This is a genomic window from Campylobacter concisus, from assembly GCF_002092845.1.
GTDB lineage: Bacteria > Campylobacterota > Campylobacteria > Campylobacterales > Campylobacteraceae > Campylobacter_A > Campylobacter_A concisus_AQ.
This window is the reverse complement of record NZ_LVXF01000001.1, coordinates 33,482-54,671: the sequence shown is the minus strand read 5'-3', so window position 1 is coordinate 54,671 and position 21,190 is coordinate 33,482. Positions and strand designations below refer to the sequence as shown.

General features: G+C 36.3%; 19 protein-coding genes and 2 tRNA genes. All 21 read left to right on the top strand.

Features of this window, described 5'->3' with window-relative positions; all coding sequences use genetic code 11:
• Positions 1-25 precede the first annotated feature (25 nt).
• The 21 genes from tuf (at position 26) to A3854_RS00160 (ending at position 21,164) form a co-directional block, all read left to right on the top strand.
• Positions 26-1,225 carry an elongation factor Tu gene (gene tuf, locus A3854_RS00260; protein ID WP_021090663.1) on the top strand — a complete coding sequence of 400 codons (1,200 nt, stop codon included), beginning with the start codon at positions 26-28 and terminating at the stop codon, positions 1,223-1,225.
• Positions 1,226-1,282: 57 nt separating this feature from the next.
• A complete protein-coding gene (gene rpmG / locus A3854_RS00255) occupies positions 1,283-1,441 on the top strand; it encodes a 50S ribosomal protein L33 (protein ID WP_035167196.1) in 159 nt (52 codons plus the stop codon).
• A 13-nt stretch (positions 1,442-1,454) separates the two neighbouring features.
• Positions 1,455-1,530 (top strand) — tRNA-Trp (locus tag A3854_RS00250).
• Between the two features lie 17 nt (positions 1,531-1,547).
• Positions 1,548-1,727 (top strand): preprotein translocase subunit SecE, encoded by a 180-nt coding sequence (gene secE, locus A3854_RS00245; RefSeq protein ID WP_072594862.1) that lies wholly within the window; start codon positions 1,548-1,550, stop codon positions 1,725-1,727.
• Positions 1,728-1,741: 14 nt separating this feature from the next.
• Positions 1,742-2,272 carry a transcription termination/antitermination protein NusG gene (gene nusG / locus A3854_RS00240; protein WP_054196403.1) on the top strand — a complete coding sequence of 177 codons (531 nt, stop codon included), beginning with the start codon at positions 1,742-1,744 and terminating at the stop codon, positions 2,270-2,272.
• 10 nt (positions 2,273-2,282) lie between these two features.
• Positions 2,283-2,708: a 50S ribosomal protein L11 gene (rplK, locus tag A3854_RS00235; RefSeq protein WP_084040690.1), complete on the top strand. Its 426-nt coding sequence runs from the start codon at positions 2,283-2,285 to the stop codon at positions 2,706-2,708.
• Between the two features lie 59 nt (positions 2,709-2,767).
• Entirely contained in the window at positions 2,768-3,469 is a 702-nt protein-coding gene (gene rplA, locus A3854_RS00230; protein ID WP_084040688.1) for a 50S ribosomal protein L1, read from the top strand.
• 105 nt (positions 3,470-3,574) lie between these two features.
• Entirely contained in the window at positions 3,575-4,060 is a 486-nt protein-coding gene (gene rplJ / locus A3854_RS00225; protein WP_084040686.1) for a 50S ribosomal protein L10, read from the top strand.
• Positions 4,061-4,090: 30 nt separating this feature from the next.
• Positions 4,091-4,471, top strand: a complete 381-nt coding sequence (gene rplL, locus A3854_RS00220) for a 50S ribosomal protein L7/L12 (RefSeq protein WP_021090592.1) — start codon at positions 4,091-4,093, stop codon at positions 4,469-4,471.
• A 118-nt stretch (positions 4,472-4,589) separates the two neighbouring features.
• A complete protein-coding gene (gene rpoB / locus A3854_RS00215) occupies positions 4,590-8,735 on the top strand; it encodes a DNA-directed RNA polymerase subunit beta (RefSeq protein ID WP_084040684.1) in 4,146 nt (1,381 codons plus the stop codon).
• Complete coding sequence (rpoC, locus tag A3854_RS00210) at positions 8,722-13,236, top strand: DNA-directed RNA polymerase subunit beta' (RefSeq protein ID WP_021091033.1); 4,515 nt, start codon at positions 8,722-8,724, stop codon at positions 13,234-13,236. Before rpoB ends, rpoC begins: the two co-directional genes overlap by 14 nt.
• Before the next feature lie 120 nt (positions 13,237-13,356).
• Positions 13,357-13,746 (top strand): DoxX family protein, encoded by a 390-nt coding sequence (locus tag A3854_RS00205; RefSeq protein ID WP_084040682.1) that lies wholly within the window; start codon positions 13,357-13,359, stop codon positions 13,744-13,746.
• A gap of 146 nt (positions 13,747-13,892) precedes the next feature.
• Positions 13,893-14,291 (top strand): 30S ribosomal protein S12, encoded by a 399-nt coding sequence (gene rpsL, locus A3854_RS00200; protein ID WP_021090705.1) that lies wholly within the window; start codon positions 13,893-13,895, stop codon positions 14,289-14,291.
• Between the two features lie 78 nt (positions 14,292-14,369).
• Complete coding sequence (gene rpsG, locus A3854_RS00195; protein ID WP_021090980.1) at positions 14,370-14,840, top strand: 30S ribosomal protein S7; 471 nt, start codon at positions 14,370-14,372, stop codon at positions 14,838-14,840.
• 12 nt (positions 14,841-14,852) lie between these two features.
• Positions 14,853-16,931 (top strand): elongation factor G, encoded by a 2,079-nt coding sequence (gene fusA, locus A3854_RS00190; protein ID WP_084040680.1) that lies wholly within the window; start codon positions 14,853-14,855, stop codon positions 16,929-16,931.
• Positions 16,932-17,010: 79 nt separating this feature from the next.
• A tRNA-Arg gene (locus A3854_RS00185) sits at positions 17,011-17,087 on the top strand.
• Positions 17,088-17,464: 377 nt separating this feature from the next.
• Positions 17,465-17,842: a rhodanese-like domain-containing protein gene (locus tag A3854_RS00180; protein ID WP_084040678.1), complete on the top strand. Its 378-nt coding sequence runs from the start codon at positions 17,465-17,467 to the stop codon at positions 17,840-17,842.
• 149 nt (positions 17,843-17,991) lie between these two features.
• Positions 17,992-18,426 carry a Dps family protein gene (locus tag A3854_RS00175; RefSeq protein WP_021090517.1) on the top strand — a complete coding sequence of 145 codons (435 nt, stop codon included), beginning with the start codon at positions 17,992-17,994 and terminating at the stop codon, positions 18,424-18,426.
• Between the two features lie 83 nt (positions 18,427-18,509).
• A complete protein-coding gene (locus A3854_RS00170; RefSeq protein WP_084040676.1) occupies positions 18,510-19,097 on the top strand; it encodes a hydrogenase-4 component G in 588 nt (195 codons plus the stop codon).
• Between the two features lie 133 nt (positions 19,098-19,230).
• A complete protein-coding gene (locus A3854_RS00165; RefSeq protein ID WP_084040674.1) occupies positions 19,231-19,668 on the top strand; it encodes a hypothetical protein in 438 nt (145 codons plus the stop codon).
• Positions 19,669-19,934: 266 nt separating this feature from the next.
• Complete coding sequence (locus tag A3854_RS00160) at positions 19,935-21,164, top strand: major outer membrane protein (RefSeq protein ID WP_084040672.1); 1,230 nt, start codon at positions 19,935-19,937, stop codon at positions 21,162-21,164.
• The last annotated feature ends 26 nt before the right edge of the window (positions 21,165-21,190 follow it).

The following is a 21,190-nucleotide window of genomic DNA, read 5'->3' as shown; positions in this document are numbered from 1 at the left end:
ACATATATCACATATGGAGGAAAAGATGGCTAAAGAAAAATTTTCACGTAACAAGCCGCACGTAAACATAGGCACTATTGGTCACGTAGACCATGGTAAAACTACATTAACAGCTGCAATATCTGCTGTTCTTTCACGCAAGGGACTTGCTGAGCTAAAGGATTATGATAATATTGATAATGCTCCAGAAGAAAAAGAGCGTGGTATTACAATTGCTACTTCACATATTGAGTACGAGACAGAGAAACGCCACTATGCTCACGTTGATTGCCCTGGTCACGCCGACTATGTAAAAAATATGATTACAGGTGCCGCACAAATGGATGGAGCTATTTTGGTTGTTTCTGCAGCTGATGGCCCAATGCCACAAACTAGAGAGCATATTTTATTATCACGCCAAGTTGGTGTTCCATATATTGTTGTTTTCATGAACAAAGCTGATATGGTTGATGATGCTGAGCTACTTGAATTGGTCGAAATGGAAATCCGCGAGTTACTTAATGAGTATAATTTCCCAGGCGATGATACACCTATTGTTTCTGGTTCAGCGCTTAAAGCTCTTGAAGAGGCAAAAGCTGGTCAAGATGGTGAATGGTCGGCAAAAATTATGGAATTAATGGATGCAGTTGATAGCTATATTCCAACTCCAGTTCGTGCGACAGATAAAGACCTTCTTATGCCGATTGAAGATGTTTTTTCGATTTCAGGTCGTGGTACAGTTGTAACTGGTAGAATCGAAAAAGGTGTTATTAAGGTTGGTGATACAATTGAAATTGTTGGTATTAAGCCAACTCAAACAACAACAGTTACTGGTGTTGAAATGTTTAGAAAAGAGATGGATCAAGGCGAAGCTGGTGATAATGTTGGCGTTCTTCTCCGTGGTACTAAGAAAGAGGATGTTGAGCGTGGTATGGTTCTTTGCAAGCCTAAATCAATTACCCCTCATACAAAATTTGAAGGCGAAGTCTATATCTTGACAAAAGAAGAAGGTGGTCGTCATACTCCTTTCTTTAATAACTATAGACCACAATTCTATGTAAGAACAACTGATGTTACTGGTTCAATTACGCTTCCAGAAGGAACAGAGATGGTTATGCCAGGTGATAATGTAAGAATTTCAGTCGAGTTGATTGCTCCAGTAGCACTTGAGGAAGGTACTCGTTTTGCTATCCGTGAAGGTGGTAGAACTGTTGGTTCAGGTGTTGTTTCAAAAATACTTGGTTAATTTATAAAAATTTGTCAAAGGGAGAATATTCCCTTTGATATTTTGAAAAGGACTTATATGAGAATTAAAATTGGTTTAAAATGCTCTGAAAGTGGTGATATAAATTATACAACAACTAAAAATAGTAAAACTACTACAGATAAAGTTGAGCTTAAAAAGTATTGCCCAAGACTAAAAAAACATACTATACATAAAGAAGTTAAATTAAAAAGTTAATTAAGAAGCTATTAGGGCAATAGCTCCAACGGTAGAGCGCTGGATTCCAAATCCAATGGTTGGGGGTTCGAATCCCTCTTGCCCTGCCACGACTAAGGTTAAGATTATGGAGAAAATTATAAATTATATTAAGCTTTCTAAATTGGAAATAATGAAGGTTATCTATCCTACAAAAGAACAAATTAGAAATGCTTTTTTTGCAGTTTTTATCGTAGTTGCTGTTGTATCACTTTTTTTAGCTCTTGTCGATGTTATTATGTCCTTTGTTCTATCTAAAGTTATATGATATAAGGAAAAGTAATGTCACATAAATGGTATGCTATACAGACTTACGCTGGAAGTGAAATGGCAGTAAAAAGAGGAATTGAAAATTTAGTAAAAGATCATGGAATAGAAGATCAGCTAAAAGAAGTTATAGTTCCTACAGAAGACGTAATTGAAATAAAAAATGGCAAGCAAAAAATCAACGAAAGAACTCTTTATCCAGGTTATGCTTTTGCATGCTTAGACCTTGATACAGCTCTTTGGCACAGGATTCAATCTTTACCAAAAGTTGGACGTTTTATTGGTGAAGCTAAAAAACCTACACCATTATCTGAAAAAGATATTAATACTATTTTAGAAAAAGTTCAAAAAAGAGCTGCGCCAAAACCTAAGATATTCTTTGAGGATGGTGAGAGTGTTCGTATAACAGAAGGTCCTTTTGCTAACTTTACAGGTATTGTTGAAGAATATGACATGATACATGGAAAACTTAGGCTTAATGTTTCTATTTTTGGTAGAAGCACCCCTGTTGATATTTTGTATTCACAAGTTGAGAAGATAATTTAAGGAGCAAGAAATGGCTAAAAAAGTTATAGGTGAAATAAAATTACAAATTGCTGCAACAAAAGCAAACCCTAGTCCGCCGGTTGGTCCAGCTCTTGGACAAAAAGGTGTTAATATTATGGAATTTTGTAAAGCCTTTAATGAGAGAACAAAAGATATGGTTGGGTTTAATATTCCAGTTGTTATAACTGTTTATGCTGATAAAAGTTTTACATTTATCACAAAACAGCCTCCTGCTACAGATCTTATTAAAAAGGCTGCAGGTATAACAAAAGGAACTGATAATCCTTTAAAAAATAAAGTAGGCAAACTAACAAAAGCTCAAGTTTTAGAAATAGTTGAGAAAAAACTTGTTGATTTAAATACAAATGATAAAGAGCAAGCAGCTAAAATTATTGCTGGTTCAGCTCGATCAATGGGTGTCGAAGTAATAGACTAAAACCTTTACCGTCAGGTTGATTAGCAAAAGACGGAAGCAATATATATGCGGAGAAATTTATGGGAAAAACTAGTAAGAGATTTCAAGAATTGCTCAAAAAAGTAGAGCAAGATAAAATTTATAACCTTAGTGAGGCTATTGATACAGTTAAAACTCTAGCTTCTGCTAAATTTAATGAAACAGTTGAGATTGCATTAAAATTAAATGTTGATCCAAGACATGCTGATCAAATGGTTCGTGGTTCAGTAGTTTTACCAGCTGGTACAGGTAAAACCGTAAGAGTTGCAGTTATTGCAAAAGATACTAAAGCTGATGAGGCAAAAGCAGCTGGTGCTGATATTGTTGGTGCAGATGATTTGGTCGAAGATATTCAAAAAGGTATAATGAATTTTGATGTTCTTATAGCTACTCCAAATTTAATGGGTCTTGTAGGTAAGGTCGGTAGAATTTTAGGACCAAAAGGATTAATGCCAAACCCAAAAACTGGCACAGTTACAATGGATGTTGCACAAGCTGTTAACAATGCAAAAAGCGGCCAAGTAAATTTCCGTGTTGATAAGCAAGGAAATATACATGCAGGTCTTGGTAAAGTTAATTTTACTAAAGAACAATTAAATGAAAATATTTCAACATTTATTAAAGCGATCAATAAACATAAGCCTGCAACAGCAAAGGGCAGATATGTTAGAAATGCTTCGTTGTCTTTGACAATGAGCCCATCTATAGCTCTTGATACTCAAGAAGTTATGGACTTAAAATAAAACTAAAAATTAAAATTTATATCTTAGATTGGAGATAGCCGAGGCCATTGGGCTTAATTGATTCGACCCGCTCTGCTTGAAATCACCGGTCGGAAAGGAGAAAAAGTGACACGTAACGAAAAAACTGAAGTTGTTGCAAAATTAGAGAGTGAATTTAAAACTGCTGAAGCTATTATAGTTTGTGACTATCGTGGCCTTTCAGTAAAGAAACTTGAAGTTTTAAGAAATTCTGCTAAAGAACAAAATGTAAAAGTTCAGGTTATTAAAAATACTCTTGCAAATATTGCTCTTAAAAATTCTGATAAAGTCGGAATGGAACTCAAAGATACAAATATCTATCTTTGGAGTGGAGATCAATTAGCAGTAACTAAAGTAGCCGCAAAATTTGAAGAGTCTAATGCTGATCTTTTTAAAATAAAAACAGCTTATATTGATGGCGAAATTGCTAGCGTTGATAAAGTTAAAGCTCTATCTAAAATGCCTAGCCGTGATGAGCTTATTGCGATGCTTTTACAAGTTTGGAATGCGCCAATTCAAAATTTTACAATTGGTTTGAATGCACTTAAAGAGAAAAAAGAACAATCAGCTTAATTTAAATTAAAAAAATAATAAGGATTAAAAATGGCAATTACTAAAGAAGATGTATTAGAGTTTATATCTAATCTTTCTGTACTTGAACTTAGTGAACTTGTAAAAGAGTTCGAAGAGAAATTTGGTGTTAGCGCAGCTCCTGTAATGGTAGCTGGTGGTGCTGTTGCAGCAGGCGGTGCAGCAGCTGCAGCAGAGGAAAAAACAGAATTTAACATTGTCCTGGTTGATTCTGGTGATAAGAAAATCAACGTTATTAAAGTTGTTAGAGCGCTTACTGGTCTTGGTCTTAAAGAAGCTAAAGACGCAGTTGAGGGAACACCATCTGTTCTTAAAGAAGGCGTTAGCAAAGATGAGGCTGAGGCAGCTAAAAAAGAGCTTGAGGAAGCTGGTGCCAAGGTTGAACTTAAATAATTTTTTATTATTTGAGCTTAATATTTCAAGAGAGGGCATAGGCTCTCTCTTTTTTAAATTTTAGATGCCTTGTTAAAAGGCTATACTTTTCTTTCAAAATTACCACGAGGTAGATGCAATGTTAAATAGCTTATACTCAGGAAATCGTCTTAGGGTTGACTTCTCTAATGTCGTTAAGGAGATAGACGTTCCGAACCTACTACAACTACAAAAAAAGAGCTTTGATAATTTTTTAAATCTAAATAACAATCAAACAGAAAGCGGTATAGAAAAAGTTTTCAAATCAATCTTTCCAATACATGATCCGCAAAATCGTTTGACTTTAGAATATGTTGGCTCAGAAATTGGAAGACCAAAATATACAATTAGAGAGTGTATAGAAAGAGGTCTTACATACTCTGTAAATTTAAAGATGAAAATACGTCTTATCGTTCATGAGAAAGATGATAAGACAGGTGATAAAGTTGGTGTTAAAGATATAAAAGAACAAGAAATTTTTATACGCGAAATTCCACTAATGACTGATAGAATTTCATTTATTATAAATGGTGTTGAGCGCGTTGTTGTTAATCAACTCCATAGAAGTCCAGGTGTTATTTTTAAACAAGAAGAGAGTGCGACTGTTGCAAATAAATTAATTTATACAGCTCAAATAATACCTGATCGTGGCTCTTGGCTACATTTCGAATATGACACAAAAGATATTTTATATGTTAGGATAAATAAACGTAGAAAAGTGCCAGTAACTATATTATTTAGGGCGCTTGGATATAAAAAACAAGACATTATTAAGTTGTTTTATCCAATACAAAATTTAATTATTAAAAATAACAAATTCTTAACTCTTTTTAATCCTGAAGATTATTTGGGAAGAGTTGAATATGATATAAAAAACGAAGATGGAGAAATTCTTCACCAAGCAGGCAAACGTCTAACTAAGAAAAAAGCTGATAAGTTAATTGAAGATGGCGTAAAATTTGTTGAATACCCAGTTGAAGCACTTATCGGTAGATATTTGGCAAATCCTGTAATAAATACAGAGAGTGGAGAAATTTTATATGATACATTATCTGCTCTTGACGAGAATAAACTTGCAAAAATTTTAGCTGAACATGAAAGTATTGAGATTATAAATAACTCTGCTGCTGGTGTTGATGATGCGATTATAAATTCTTTCATAGCTGACAACGATATGCTTAAGGTTTTAAAACAAACTGAGGGCGTGGATGACGAAAACGATCTTGCGGCTATTAGAATTTATAAGGTTATGAGACCAGGAGAGCCAGTTGTAAAAGAGGCCGCAAAGAGTTTTGTAAATGATATGCTATTTAACCCTGAGAGATATGATTTAACAAAAGTTGGTCGTATGAAAATGAATCATAAGCTCTCGCTTGATGTGCCAGAGTATGTTACTTTGCTAACAAGTGAAGATATCATAAAAACTGCAAAATATCTTATAAAAGTTAAAAACGGACAAGGTCACATTGATGACCGCGACCACCTTGGTAATCGCCGTATAAGGTCAATCGGTGAGCTACTTGCTAGCGAACTTCACCTTGGTTTCGTAAAGATGCAAAAGGCAATTCGCGATAAATTTACAAGCTTAAGCAATAATACTGAAGAGATTATGCCATACGACCTTATTAATCCAAAAATGATTACTGCTACGATTATGGAATTTTTCACAGGCGGACAGTTAAGCCAGTTTATGGATCAGACAAACCCGCTTAGTGAGGTTACTCACAAGCGCCGTCTATCTGCACTTGGCGAGGGTGGCTTAGTAAAAGAGCGTGCTGGCTTTGAGGTGCGTGATGTTCACCCAACCCACTACGGTAGAATTTGTCCGGTTGAGACTCCTGAAGGTCAAAATATTGGTCTTATCAATACGCTTTCAACCTATGCAAAAGTGAATGATCTTGGCTTTGTTGAAGCTCCTTACAAAAAAGTTATAGATGGCAAAGTAACTGATGAGATAGTTTATTTAACCGCAACTCAAGAAGAGGGCAATGTTATAGCTCCAGCATCAACTAAACTTGATGAAAATGGATACATCGTTGAGGACTTGATTGAGGTTAGAAAAGATGGCGAGATGATGCTTGCCCGTAGAGAAGATGTTACTTTGATCGACCTTTGTTCTGGTATGATAGCTGGTGTTGCGGCTTCACTTATTCCATTCCTAGAGCATGATGATGCTAACCGTGCTCTCATGGGCTCAAACATGCAACGTCAGGCAGTGCCACTACTTCGCTCAACTGCTCCTATTGTTGGAACAGGCATGGAGAGTGTTATCGCAAGAGATGCGTGGGAAAGCGTAAAAGCAAGACGTAGTGGTGTGGTTGAAAAGGTTGATAATAAAAATATATTCATTTTAGGCGAAGACGAAGCTGGTCCATATATTGATCACTACTCTTTGGAGAAAAATTTAAGAACAAACCAAAATACGACTTTTTCTCAACATCCGATAGTTAAAAAAGGTGATGAAATCGTTGCTGGCCAAATCATAGCTGACGGTCCAAGTATGGAAAAAGGCGAGCTAGCTATTGGTAAAAACGCACTAATAGCATTTATGCCTTGGAATGGCTATAACTACGAAGATGCGATCGTTATTAGCGAAAAAATGATACGTGAAGATGCTTTTACAAGTGTTCATATTTATGAAAAAGAGATCGAGGCTCGTGAGTTAAAAGATGGCGTTGAGGAGATAACAAAAGATATACCAAACGTCAAAGAAGAGGAGCTCATGCACCTTGATGAAAGTGGTATTGTAAAAATTGGTACAGAGATCAAACCTGGCATGATTCTAGTTGGTAAAGTATCTCCAAAAGGCGAGGTTAAGCCAACTCCAGAAGAGAGACTATTACGTGCGATCTTTGGTGAAAAGGCTGGTCACGTTGTAAATAAATCGCTCTATGCTTCAGCTTCAATGGAGGGCGTGGTTGTTGATGTTAAAATTTTCACCAAAAAAGGATATGAAAAAGATAGCAGAACAAATAAAGCTTACGAAGAAGAGAAGACTCTTTTAGAAAAAGAACATCACGATAGACTACTTATGTTGGACCGCGAAGAGATGCTAAAAGTTACAGCACTTCTTTCTAAAAATCCACTAGCAAGTGATCAAGAGGTAAATAAAAAAGAGTATAAGAAAGGCTCAAAGATCAATAAGGCTGATCTTGAAAATATAAATAGGTTTACTCTAAATGCTATCGTTAAAAGCTTTTCAAAAGATATCCAAAAGAAATATGACGAGCTAAAAAATTACTTCCAAAATGAGAAGAAAAAGCTCAAAGAAGAGCACGATGCTAAGATAGAAATTTTAGAAAAAGATGACATTTTACCAAGCGGCGTTGTAAAGCTTGTAAAAGTTTACATAGCTACAAAACGCAAACTAAAAGTCGGCGATAAAATGGCTGGACGTCACGGTAACAAAGGTATCGTTTCAAATATAGTAAGAGAAGTCGATATGCCGTATCTTCCAAGCGGTCAGATCGTTGATATCGTGCTAAACCCACTTGGCGTTCCAAGCCGTATGAACATTGGTCAAATTTTAGAGAGCCACCTTGGTCTTGTTGGCTACCGCTTAGGCGAGCAGATAAATGAAATTTTTGAAACTAAAAAAGGCGAGTGGATAAAAGAGCTAAGAGCTAAGATGATAGAGATAGCAGGTGTTGCTAAGCTAATGGATGCTAAAAAAGCTCTTGGTAAGATGAGCGATGAGAAGCTTCTTGAATATGCAAAAGATTGGAGTAATGGCGTAAGATTTGCAACTCCAATTTTTGAAGGCGTTAAGGCTGATGAATTTGCAAAACTATTTGAGATGGCAAAGATAGATAGTGACGGCAAAACTGAGCTATACGATGGACGCACAGGCTCAAAGATAAGAGAACGCGTTAATGTTGGTTGTATGTATATGCTAAAACTTCACCACTTGGTTGATGAAAAAGTTCACGCAAGAAGCACTGGACCATATAGCCTTGTTACACAGCAACCTGTCGGTGGTAAGGCGTTATTTGGTGGTCAAAGATTTGGTGAGATGGAGGTTTGGGCACTTGAGGCTTATGGTGCCGCTCATACACTAAGAGAGATGCTAACTGTAAAATCAGATGATGTTGAGGGAAGACTTTCTGCTTACAAAGCTTTAACAAGAGGTGAAAACGTTCCTGAGACTGGTATCCCTGAGACGTTCTTTGTTCTAACAAACGAGCTAAAATCACTAGCTCTTGATGTAGAAGTATATGATGAGGATGAGACAAATGAAACTAACTAATTTAAAACCAGTTGAGATAAAAGAAGAGCATAGACCTCGTGATTTTGAAGCTTTTCAACTTCGTTTAGCAAGTCCTGAGAAGATAAAATCTTGGAGTTATGGTGAGGTTAAAAAGCCAGAAACTATCAACTACCGCACACTAAAACCTGAGCGTGACGGCTTGTTTTGTGCCAAAATTTTTGGACCGATCCGTGACTACGAGTGCCTTTGCGGCAAATATAAAAAGATGCGTTATAAAGGCATCAAGTGTGAAAAGTGCGGCGTTGAAGTAACGACATCTAAAGTACGCCGCTCTCGCATGGGTCACATTGAGCTTGTAACTCCAGTGGCTCACATCTGGTATGTAAATTTCTTACCAAGCCGTATTGGTGCACTTCTTGGTATTAAGATGAAAGACCTTGAGCGCGTACTTTACTATGAGGCATACATTGTTGATAATGCTGGTGAGGCTTATTACGACAATGAAAATTCTAAGAAAGTTGAAAAATACGACGTTTTAAATGAAGAACAATATCAAAGCCTAGCTTCAAGATATGAAGAGACTGGTTTTACGGCTAGAATGGGTGGCGAGGTCATCTATGATATGCTAGCCGAGCTTGATTTGATGGAAATTTTAAATCAACTAAAAGAAGAGATGGAGTCTACAAATTCTGAGGCTAAGAAAAAGACTATCGTAAAACGCCTAAAAGTTATCGAGAGCTTTTTAAATTCAGGCAATCGCCCAGAGTGGATGATGATAACAAATTTACCAGTTCTTCCACCTGATCTCAGACCGCTAGTCAGCCTTGATGGTGGTAAATTTGCTGTTTCAGACGTAAATGACCTATATCGCCGTGTAATAAACAGAAATAGCCGTCTAAAACGTCTACTTGAGCTTGATGCACCTGAGATCATTATCAGAAACGAAAAGAGAATGCTTCAAGAGGCTGTTGATGCGCTATTTGACAATGGCCGCAGAGCAAATGCAGTAAAAGGTGCAAATAAGCGCCCGCTAAAATCACTAAGCGAGATCATCAAAGGTAAGCAAGGCCGTTTCCGCCAGAATTTGCTAGGTAAGCGTGTTGACTTCTCTGGACGTTCTGTTATTGTTGTTGGTCCAAAGCTAAAGATGGATCAGTGCGGTCTTCCAAAGAAGATGGCTCTAGAGCTATTTAAGCCACATTTGCTTGCTCGCCTTGAAGAAAAGGGCTATGCAACAACTGTTAAACAAGCTAAAAAGATGATAGAAGATAAGACAAATGAGGTTTGGGAGTGTCTAGAAGAGGTTGTTAAAGACTATCCAGTTATGCTAAACCGTGCTCCGACACTTCACAAGCTTTCTATCCAGGCGTTTCACCCAGTGCTTGTTGAGGGCAAGGCGATCCAGCTTCACCCACTAGTTTGTGCGGCGTTCAACGCTGACTTCGACGGCGACCAAATGGCTGTTCACGTACCACTATCTCAAGAAGCTATCGCTGAGTGTAAAATTTTAATGCTTAGCTCAATGAACATCTTGCTTCCTGCAAGTGGTAAGGCTATCACAGTCCCTTCACAAGATATGGTTTTAGGAATTTATTATTTAAGCCTAGAGAGAAATGACGAAAAAGGCGCAAATAAAATTTTCTCAAGCGTTGATGAAGTAATGATTGCTGAAGAGGCTAATACTCTTGGTCTTCATGCTAAAATCAAGACTATGGTTGATAATAAGATCATCTTTACAACTGCTGGTCGCTTGATCTTAAGAGCTATACTTCCTGATTTTGTTCCTGAAAATATGTGGAATAAGATCATGAAGAAAAAAGATATCGCAAATTTGGTTGATTATGTTTATAGAAATGGTGGTCTTGAAGTAACGGCCGACTTCCTTGATAAGCTTAAAAATTTAGGCTTTAGATATGCTACAAAAGCGGGAATTTCTATCTCTATTGCTGATATCATCGTGCCTGATAGCAAGCAAAAATATATTGACGAAGCTAAGAAAAAAGTTCGTGAAATTCAAAAGCAATACGGTGCTGGTCTTTTAACAGATAGTGAGAGATATAACAAGATCATTGATATCTGGACAGATACAAACAACAGCGTTGCAAGCGAGATGATGAAGCTTATCCAAAATGATAAGGGCGGATTTAACTCGATTTATATGATGGCAGACTCAGGCGCAAGAGGTAGTGCAGCACAAATTCGCCAGCTAGCTGGTATGCGTGGTCTTATGGCAAAACCTGATGGTTCGATCATCGAAACGCCTATTATTTCAAACTTCCGTGAAGGTCTAAACATAATGGAGTACTTCAACTCTACCCACGGAGCTAGAAAAGGTCTTGCAGATACAGCGCTAAAAACCGCTAACGCCGGTTATTTAACAAGAAAACTAATCGATGTTGCTCAAAACGTTAAAGTAACAATGCATGACTGCGGTACGCACGAGGGCGTTGAAATCACAGATATTACTGAGAGCGGCGAGCTAATAGAAAGCCTTGAAGAGAGAGTATTGGGCCGTGTTTTAGCAGATGATGTGATCGATCCTATAACAAATGAAATTTTATTTAGCGAAGGCACGCTACTTGATGAAGAAAAAGCTAGAGCTATAACTGAAGCTGGTATAAAATCAGTAAGCATTAGAACACCTATCACGTGCAAAGCACCAAAAGGCGTTTGTGCAAAATGCTACGGCTTAAATTTGGGTGAGGGTAAACTTGTAAAACCAGGTGAAGCAGTTGGTATCATTTCAGCCCAATCTATCGGTGAGCCAGGTACGCAGCTAACACTAAGAACATTCCACATCGGTGGTACGGCTTCTACTGAGCAACAAGATCGTCAAGTAATCGCCCAAAAAGAGGGATTCATCAGATATTATAACCTTAATACTTATGATAACGGCGATAAGAAGATCGTTGCAAATAGAAGAAGCGCAGCTGTGCTACTTGTTGAGCCAAAGATTAAATCAACGATTGACGGCAAAATAGAGATCGAATATGCCCACGAAGATGTAAATATCGTGATAAAAGGTAAAAAAGAAGAGGTTAAATATACAATTAGAAGAAATGATCTTGCTAAGCCAAATGAATTAGCTGGTGTTAGCGGAAAGATCGAAGGAAAGATGTATATACCTTATGTAAGTGGTGATAAAGTAAAAGAGAATGAAAGTATCGTTGAGATCATAAAAGAGGGTTGGAATATCCCAAATCGTATCCCATACGCTAGTGAACTTAAAATTTCAGACGGAGATCCGGTAACTCGTAAAATTTTAGCTGACGCAAATGGTGTGGTTAAATTTTTCATATTAAAAGGTGATTATCTTGATAGGGTTAAAGATATCAAAAAAGGTCACAAAGTAACTGAAAAAGGTTTCTTTGTAGTTGTTTCTGATAAAGATGGACGTGAGGCGGTTCGCCATTATATCCCAAGGAATTCTATCATTCAAGTTTCTGATAATGATGCAGTTGAGAGAGCGACAGTAGTCTCATTGCCTGAAAAAGATGACAAGTTGATTATTGCTGAGTGGGACCCATACTCAACTCCAACTATTGCTGAAGAAGCTGGTGTGGTTAGCTTTGAGGATATTGAGCCAGGATATAGTGCGACTGAGCAAGCAGATGAGGCGACTGGACAAAGACGTCTTGTTATCAATGAGTATTTGCCAAGCGGTGTAAAACCTGCGATTATTATCGCTACTAAAAAAGGAAATTTAATTAAGTATCCGCTTGATCCAAAAACTGCGATCTTTGTCTCAAGTGGTGATGAAGTAGCTCAGGCTGATATTTTGGCCAAGACCCCAAAAGCTGTTGCTAAGTCAAAAGATATTACCGGCGGTCTTCCAAGAGTTAGTGAGCTATTTGAAGCAAGACGCCCTAAAAATACAGCTATCGTTGCAGAGATTGATGGTGTGGTTAGATTTGACAAGCCACTTCGCTCAAAAGAGCGCATAATTATCCAAGCAGAAGATGGCACGACAGCTGAGTATTTGATCGAGAAGAGCCGTCAGATCCAAGTAAGAGACGGCGAATTTGTCCATGCTGGCGAGAAACTAACAGACGGACTAATCTCAAGCCATGATATCTTAAGAATTCTTGGTGAAAAGGCACTTCACTACTATTTGATCAGTGAAATTCAGCAAGTTTATCGTCGCCAAGGTGTTGCGATCGCTGATAAGCACATCGAGATCATCGTCTCTCAAATGCTTCGCCAAGTGAAAATCGTTGATAGCGGAAATACAAATTTCATTGTTGGCGATATGGTTTCAAGAAATAAATTTAAAGAAGAGAACGAGCGCATCATGAACATGGGCGGTGAGCCAGCTATTGCTGAGCCGATCTTATTAGGCGTTACAAGAGCAGCTATCGGAAGTGATAGTGTAATCTCTGCTGCATCGTTCCAAGAGACAACTAAGGTCTTAACAGAAGCATCGATTGCTGCTAAATTTGACTATCTTGAAGATCTAAAAGAGAACGTTATCCTCGGACGTATGATCCCAGTTGGAACAGGTTTTTATAAAGATAAAAAAGTAAAAATCAAAGAAAACTAGTCCTTTAAGCCCCTATTTTGGGGCTTAACCTCTTTATAAAATTAAATCAATTAAAAATTTACAAGCTATTAACTATCACCTAATAAAATCATTGTCTTTAAATCACATTATGGAGAATTTATGAAAAACGTTGATCTTGGACTTTTATTTATACGTTTAGGACTCGGTATCTGCCTTTTTATGCATGGTTTTGGTAAAATTTTACATGGACTTAGTGGAGTAAAAGGTATATTAGTAAATGCTGGATTACCTGGATTTTTGGCATATTTTTCTTACCTTGGAGAGCTCTTAGCACCCATCATGTTAATTATTGGTTTTTATTCAAGAGTAGGCGCTATCCTAGTTTTAGGTACTAGTATTACTATTTTATACTCGTACTATGGATTTGCAAATTTATTTGCATTAAATGAGGTTAATGGCTTTAAATCGGAACTTATCTATCTTTATATTGCTATTTCACTTTGTATTCTTTTGATAGGTAGTGGCAAATATGCTATCAAACAAGACTAATACAAAATAAAGACAGCAGAGTTTTATAAAATCAAGAATTTATAAAATCAAGAATTAGATGAGTAAGTCTAACTTATTAACCGTTATTTAAGTTTATTTTAAATAAAATTAGGTCTTTTTAATAAATTTAGTTGAAAGGAATTATTGTGCCAACCATAAATCAATTGGTCAGAAAAGAACGCAAGAAAGTGACTGTTAAGTCAAAATCTCCAGCGTTAAAAGAGTGCCCTCAAAGAAGAGGAGTTTGCACTAGGGTTTATACTACAACTCCTAAAAAACCAAACTCAGCTTTGAGGAAAGTTGCCAAAGTCAGGCTAACAAGCGGTTTTGAAGTCATCAGCTATATCGGTGGTGAAGGTCACAACCTACAAGAACACAGTATCGTTTTAGTTCGCGGCGGTAGGGTTAAAGACTTACCAGGTGTTAAATATCACATCGTTCGTGGTGCACTTGATACTGCTGGTGTTGCAAAAAGAACAGTTTCTCGTTCTAAATATGGTGCGAAACGCCCTAAAGCTGGCGCTGCAGCTGCAACAAAAAAGTAAAAATTTAGGTTCGCAGACGTTGCTAAAATTTGCAAACGTTTGAGTAAAATTTCATAAAAATTTGAAGGAAAGATCAAAATGAGAAGAAGAAAAGCCCCTGTAAGGGAAGTCTTACCTGATCCGATTTACGGAAATAAAATAATCACTAAATTTATTAATTCTCTTATGTATGATGGCAAAAAAAGCGTCGCTACTGAGATAATGTATGGTGCTATTAAAGCCATAGAAAAGAAAAATGCTGAGGTTAAAGGCATTGACGTTTTTAACGATGCTATTGAAAATGTAAAACCTATTTTAGAAGTTAAATCACGCCGTGTTGGTGGTGCTACTTATCAAGTACCAGTTGAGGTTCGCCCAGCTCGCCAACAAGCTCTTGCTATTCGCTGGCTTATAACTTACGCTAGAAAGAGAAGCGAAAGAACTATGATAGATAAACTAGCGAATGAGCTCTTAGATGCGGCAAACTCAAAAGGTGCATCTTTCAAGAAGAAGGAAGATACTTACAAGATGGCAGAGGCTAATAAAGCATTTGCTCACTACCGCTGGTAAGAAAGAATTAATATGGCAGAGAGAAAAACGCCTTTACATAAGGTAAGAAATATCGGTATTGCGGCTCACATTGATGCTGGAAAGACAACTACTAGTGAGAGAATTTTATTCTTTACTGGTATGAGCCATAAAATAGGTGAGGTTCATGATGGTGCTGCTACCATGGACTGGATGGAACAAGAAAAAGAGCGTGGTATTACTATTACTTCGGCTGCAACTACGGCATTTTGGAAGGGTTATCAAATAAACCTAATTGACACTCCGGGACACGTTGACTTTACTATCGAAGTTGAGCGTTCTATGCGTGTCCTTGACGGTGCTGTTTCAGTATTTTGTTCTGTTGGTGGTGTTCAACCACAATCAGAAACCGTTTGGAGACAAGCAAATAAATATCACGTACCAAGAATTGTTTTTGTTAATAAAATGGACAGAATTGGTGCAAATTTCTTTAGAGTTGAAGAGCAGATCAGGGAAAGACTAAAAGCAAACCCAATTCCTATTCAAATTCCTATAGGTGCTGAGGATAACTTTAGAGGTGTGGTTGACCTTGTAAGAATGAAAGCTTACGTTTGGAATGATGAGAAAAAGCCAACTGACTATGTTGAAGAAGAAATTCCAGCTGAAGTTAAAGAAAAAGCAGAGGAATACCGTGCAAAACTAATCGAAGCAGTTTCAGAGACAGATGATAGCTTGATGGAGAAATTTTTTGCTGGTGAAGAGCTAAGTGAAGAAGAGATTAAAAAAGGCATAAAAGCAGGGTGCTTGAGAATGACTATCACGCCTATGCTTTGTGGAACCGCGTTTAAAAACAAGGGTATTCAACCTCTACTTGATGCTGTTGTTGATTACTTGCCAGCTCCAGATGAAATTGAAGCTATTAAAGGCGTATATGAAGATGGTACTGAAGTAACTGTTGAAAGCACTGATAATGGGGAATTTGCAGCTCTTGCATTTAAGATTATGACTGACCCATTTGTTGGACAGCTAACATTTATTCGTGTTTATAGAGGAAGCTTGGAAAGTGGTAGCTATGCTTATAATACTGTTCAAGATAGTAAAGAGAGAATCGGTCGCTTGCTAAAAATGCACTCAAATAAACGTGAAGAGATTACTGAGCTTTTCGCTGGTGAGATCGGCGCTGTTGTTGGTCTAAAAAATACTCTAACAGGTGATACTCTAGCTAGTGAAAAAGATAAAGTTATTCTTGAAAGAATGGACTTTCCAGAGCCAGTTATTAGTGTTGCGGTTGAGCCAAAAACAAAAGCAGACCAGGAAAAAATGGCAATAGCGCTTCAAAAACTAGCTCAAGAAGATCCAAGTTTTAGAGTTAGCACAGACGAAGAGAGCGGTCAAACTATTATTAGTGGTATGGGTGAGCTTCACCTTGAGATCATTGTTGATCGTATGCTTCGTGAATTTAAAGTTGATGCTGAAGTTGGTCAACCACAAGTTGCTTATCGCGAAACTATTCGTAAGACAGTTGAGCAGGAATATAAGTATGCTAAACAATCAGGCGGTCGTGGTCAATATGGTCACGTATTTTTACGTATTGAGCCGCTCCCAGCTGCTAGTGGATTTGAGTTTGTTAATGATATCAAAGGTGGTGTTGTTCCAAAAGAATATATTCCAGCTGTTGAAAAAGGTTGTAAAGAGGCACTTCAAAGTGGTGTTCTTGCTGGTTATCCAGTCGAAGATGTTAAAGTTACACTATTTGATGGTAGCTACCATGAAGTTGACTCGTCTGAAATGGCATTTAAACTTGCTGCTTCAATGGGCTTTAAGGAAGGTGCTAGAAAAGCAGGTGCTGTTATTCTTGAGCCTATGATGAAGGTTGAAGTAGAAACTCCAGAAGAGTATATGGGTGATGTTATAGGCGACCTTAATAAACGCCGTGGCCAAGTAAATTCAATGGATGATAGAAATGGTGTGAAGATCATTGCAGCTTATTGTCCATTAGCTCAAATGTTTGGCTATTCAACAGATCTTCGCTCAATGACTCAAGGCCGTGCAACTTATTCAATGGAATTCGATCACTACGAAGAAGTTCCTAAAAACGTAAGTGATGAGATCATTAAAAAAAGAAATGGCTAATTAACCAAGGAAGGGCAGAGTAATCTGTCCTTCAAAAATTATTTATTCTGATAAAATCTATCTACAAAATATATGAATTGTCCTCATAGCTCAGCTGGATAGAGCGTAGAATTCCTAATTCTAAGGCCACAGGTTCGAACCCTGTTGGGGACACCATCATATAATCATCTTTATAAAATACAAAATACTCAAACAGGTATATACCAAAACATACAATTAAGATATAGCAATTTATAAAAAATATTCTTATGAAGATCGGCAAATAGAGTAAAATAAAAAACAAAGAATAGACTTTTAAAAATATGATCACTAAAATCAAAGAAAAATTTTTATAAAAATGTGTAATGGTAAGCAGCTATATTTTTTATCAATCTAGTCGGTTTATCTATATATGCATTCGTAGTGGGTTTAGCTTTTTTTATCAACACGTTATATTATTAATTTTTATCTAAACTAATAAATTTTATCAACAAAAATTTTTATATATTTAATAATCCGTGCTAATATTTCAAAAATTTATTTAAGGAGAGTAGATGAAAAAAATTTTACTTTTAGGAGCTGTTTGTTGTATGTTGTCAGCTGATGTTAAAACCGTTAATATAAGCCCAGATGAGATCAAAAAATATGATCAGATTATCGATATAAGAACTCCATCTGAGTGGCAAGAGACTGGCGTTATCGCAGGTGCAAAGACTATAACTTTTAATCCAAACGATAAGAGTACATTTTTGGAGGAGCTTTCAAAGGCAGTTGATATCAAAAAACCTATTGCTCTTGTTTGCAGAAGCGGCAGAAGAAGTACGGCAGCAGCTACATCGATAGATAGCTCAGATCTTAAGATAATAAATTTGGATGGAGGTATGAGTAGTTTGATCGAGCAAGGCTACAAAACTACACCATATAAAAAATAGAAAAATTTATGATTCTACATTTGACTACAAGATAATTTTATTTTGTAGTCAAATTTTATATCAAATAATAAAATTTATTATTTGATTAACCACCGATTAACTCTAGCTATATATAATTTCATCATATTTACAATAAAGAAGGAGACAAAATGTCAAAAGTTATTTTACAATTAAATGTTATTCAGGCTGATGCAAATGCACTTTATATTAAATTTCACGATCTTCACTGGAATGTAAAAGGTATTCAATTTTTTAGCGTTCATGAATACACAGAAAAAGCTTACGAAGATATGAGTGAGATATTTGACGATGCAGCTGAGAGAGCTCTTATGCTTGGTGGCAGACCTATCGTCAAGGCTGAGGAGCTAGCAAAAGTTACTCATATCAAACACGAGCCAAAAGAAATTTACACTCCAACTGAGGTTTTAGAGATTGTCTTGGCTGATTATAAACACCTCTTGGGCGAGTTTAAAAAGCTTGACGAGCTTGCAGAAGGTGATACAACAACTCAAATGTATGCACAAGATCAAATCGCAAAATTTGAAAAAGCGATCTGGATGCTAAACGCAACACTTAGCAAATAACTACTAGCGGGAGTTTTCCCGCTTTATCTAAATAAATTCTATTTTTTGGCGATATTGATTCTATAAAATTTTAAGGAGCCAAAATGAAAATTTCTCAAATCGCAAACTCATATAATAGTTCAAGTATAAAAGAAAATGTAAAATCAGAAATTTCGCTTCATAAAGATGAAAAGAATATCTCTAAAAAAGAGTCTGAAATTACAAATTTAACAGCCAAAGATATTTCAAATAGCTACTTTTTGCAGTATCAAAAAGAGATCGCTCAAAGTAGTAGTTCAAATTTATTAGCTCAAGGTGGCTTAAGCTTTAATGTGCCTAAAAATTTATCAGAAATTTTATCAGGACTTGATCTTGCAAGTATCGGCTATAATGGTAAATCTTTAAACGAGCTAACTAGTGACGAGGCAAATGATCTTATTAGTGAGAATGGATTTTTTGGTATCGCAAATACGGCTGATAGGATAGCTAGCTTTGTGTTAAATGGTGCAGGTGATGACGTGGAAAAACTAAAAGCCGGTAGAGATGGCGTGGCAAAGGGTTTTGAGGATGCGAAGAAAATTTGGGGAGGCGAGCTTCCTGAAATTTCACAAAAGACTATTGAAAAGACCCTTGAGACACTTGATAAAAAGATCGCCGAGCTTGGTGGTAACGTTTTAAATGTTTCAGCTTAACTATCTTAGGCAGGCTCGCCTAAGATAAATTTATATACACGATCATATAAATTTAGATACGAGCCTTTAATTTCCCGCAAAATTTATTTAATCTTAAAAGTTATACTTCGCCGTTTTACACTAAGGAGAAGAGATGAAAGCTAAAATTTTACTTCCACTGGCAACTGCTATCATGTTTTTTGGTTGTTCATTTTTTGAGGATAACCCACCAGTGCGAAAACAGCCAAGACAGGTCATGCAAAATACACCAGTAAAAAGCTCGATCAAAGGTTTTATAAAAGAGGTTACATATAAAGATTCAAAATACTGCTATGAAATAGTGGCGAGCGATACAAAAAACCACAAACTCAATAAAGCAAATTTTTGTGCAAATAGATACTATTATGATAAAGGCGACTTAGTCTATGCGACCTTTTATGCAGATAAACTTATAGATATGCTTCTTATAAAAGAGGGCGGCTCTAGTGGCTTATATAATGGTATAAAAAAGCCACAAAATGAAGTGATTATTAAAAGAAAAAATGTAAAAACAAATATCGAAGTGCCAAAAGAGGAAAAAATTTCTTTTTAATTACCGTTGATTTACTGCTTACTTATATAATTTCAACAGCAATCAAAACTAGAACTCCTTTTAAGGGGCAAAGCAACAGCCCCTTTTTCTTTTTATTCCCTTTTCCAAAAATGCTGTTTTTGAGGTTAAAATTATCAAAAATATACTTTTTTGGTTAAAATCAGTAAACGATTGGTAACAAAAATTAAAAATTTTATGATTTTTTAAGCTTTAAATTAAAATTTATAGATTATAATCGTTGTCACAAAACCTTAAAAGGAGAAAAAATGAAACTAACAAAAATTAGTTTAGCCACTTTGGTTGCTTTAGGTGCGTTTTCAAGCGTAGCAAGTGCTACTCCACTTGAAGAAGCTATAAAAAATGTAGATCTTTCAGGATTTGCAAGATATAGATATACAAATACTCACAATAAAGATACAGAGCAAAGTGATGTTACAAAAAAAAGCGAAGCTAATCATCAATTTAGAATGGTTACAAACTTTAAAGCCGCTATTGATGATAATTTCTTTGGAGTTATTGGTTTAAGATATAACTCTGTTGATGGCTCAGGCGATAACGCTAAAACAGATAATACAGATGGTACAGATAAAACAGATACAACAAAGACATTTGCTGTTCACCAATTCTATCTTGGCTATAAAATTGGCGGTACAACTATCACAGCCGGTAAACAAGCCATTGGTTCATACTTTACTGATGATGCAGTTGGTACAGGTGTAAGAGTAGTAAATGAAGACATTGAAGGTCTTACGCTTACAGCTTTAGCATTTGATGCTATCTCTAGTGAATGGGCTGATGGTGATTTATACAAGAAGGCAACAGGTTCTTTAGACAGTTATGATGTTGGTAATCTATATGCAGCTGGCATAGCTGGCTCATATGATCCAGTAAATTTCCAACTATGGTATGCTAGTTTAACAAACCTAGCTGACCTACTTGCTGCTGATGTTTCAGCAAATTTTGCTATTACTAATGATGTTTCTTTGGGTGCAAGACTTAACTATGTAAATAGCACAGTTGATGCTAGTGCAAAAAGCAAACTAGGATATAACGATGGTAACTTCTATGCTGGAGAACTTTCAACTTCACTATTTGGTTTTGATTTAGCTGGTGGTTATATCGGTTGGAAATCTAAAGATAAAGGTATATCAGCATTTTCATTTGAAGATCAAGGAAGCTTGATTGACGCAGGTGAAGATATATTTGACTGGACATATGCAGAAGGCAAAGGTAACTTCTTCTACGTAACAGGTGCTTATACATTTGATAAATTTACAGCTGGTTTAGACTATGTAAAAGGTACTCAAAAAACATCAGCTGGTGCTGGTAATCCAGATGCAAAAGATAAAGTTGAAGAATTTGTTCCAAGATTTGCTTATCAATACAGCAAAAAGTTGAAATTTAGTTCATTCTACTCTTTCCAAACACATAAATTAGATAATGATGAGAAAAAGAAAGAAGATAAATTCAGATTTGAAGCTAAATACTCATTCTAATTCATAGCTCATTAATCAACTTATGA

Bases quoted from the DNA above. Each gene is read 5' to 3' on its own strand.
- A3854_RS00160 (WP_084040672.1), top strand. From the start codon at position 19,935: ATGAAACTAACAAAAATTAGTTTAGCCACTTTGGTTGCTTTAGGTGCG.
- A3854_RS00170 (WP_084040676.1), top strand. From the start codon at position 18,510: ATGAAAATTTCTCAAATCGCAAACTCATATAATAGTTCAAGTATAAAA.
- nusG (WP_054196403.1), top strand. From the start codon at position 1,742: ATGTCACATAAATGGTATGCTATACAGACTTACGCTGGAAGTGAAATG.
- fusA (WP_084040680.1), top strand. From the start codon at position 14,853: ATGGCAGAGAGAAAAACGCCTTTACATAAGGTAAGAAATATCGGTATT.
- tuf (WP_021090663.1), top strand. From the start codon at position 26: ATGGCTAAAGAAAAATTTTCACGTAACAAGCCGCACGTAAACATAGGC.
- rpsG (WP_021090980.1), top strand. From the start codon at position 14,370: ATGAGAAGAAGAAAAGCCCCTGTAAGGGAAGTCTTACCTGATCCGATT.
- A3854_RS00205 (WP_084040682.1), top strand. From the start codon at position 13,357: ATGAAAAACGTTGATCTTGGACTTTTATTTATACGTTTAGGACTCGGT.
- A3854_RS00165 (WP_084040674.1), top strand. From the start codon at position 19,231: ATGAAAGCTAAAATTTTACTTCCACTGGCAACTGCTATCATGTTTTTT.
- rpoB (WP_084040684.1), top strand. From the start codon at position 4,590: ATGTTAAATAGCTTATACTCAGGAAATCGTCTTAGGGTTGACTTCTCT.
- rplA (WP_084040688.1), top strand. From the start codon at position 2,768: ATGGGAAAAACTAGTAAGAGATTTCAAGAATTGCTCAAAAAAGTAGAG.
- rplK (WP_084040690.1), top strand. From the start codon at position 2,283: ATGGCTAAAAAAGTTATAGGTGAAATAAAATTACAAATTGCTGCAACA.
- secE (WP_072594862.1), top strand. From the start codon at position 1,548: ATGGAGAAAATTATAAATTATATTAAGCTTTCTAAATTGGAAATAATG.
- A3854_RS00175 (WP_021090517.1), top strand. From the start codon at position 17,992: ATGTCAAAAGTTATTTTACAATTAAATGTTATTCAGGCTGATGCAAAT.
- rplL (WP_021090592.1), top strand. From the start codon at position 4,091: ATGGCAATTACTAAAGAAGATGTATTAGAGTTTATATCTAATCTTTCT.
- A3854_RS00180 (WP_084040678.1), top strand. From the start codon at position 17,465: ATGAAAAAAATTTTACTTTTAGGAGCTGTTTGTTGTATGTTGTCAGCT.
- rpoC (WP_021091033.1), top strand. From the start codon at position 8,722: ATGAAACTAACTAATTTAAAACCAGTTGAGATAAAAGAAGAGCATAGA.
- rpmG (WP_035167196.1), top strand. From the start codon at position 1,283: ATGAGAATTAAAATTGGTTTAAAATGCTCTGAAAGTGGTGATATAAAT.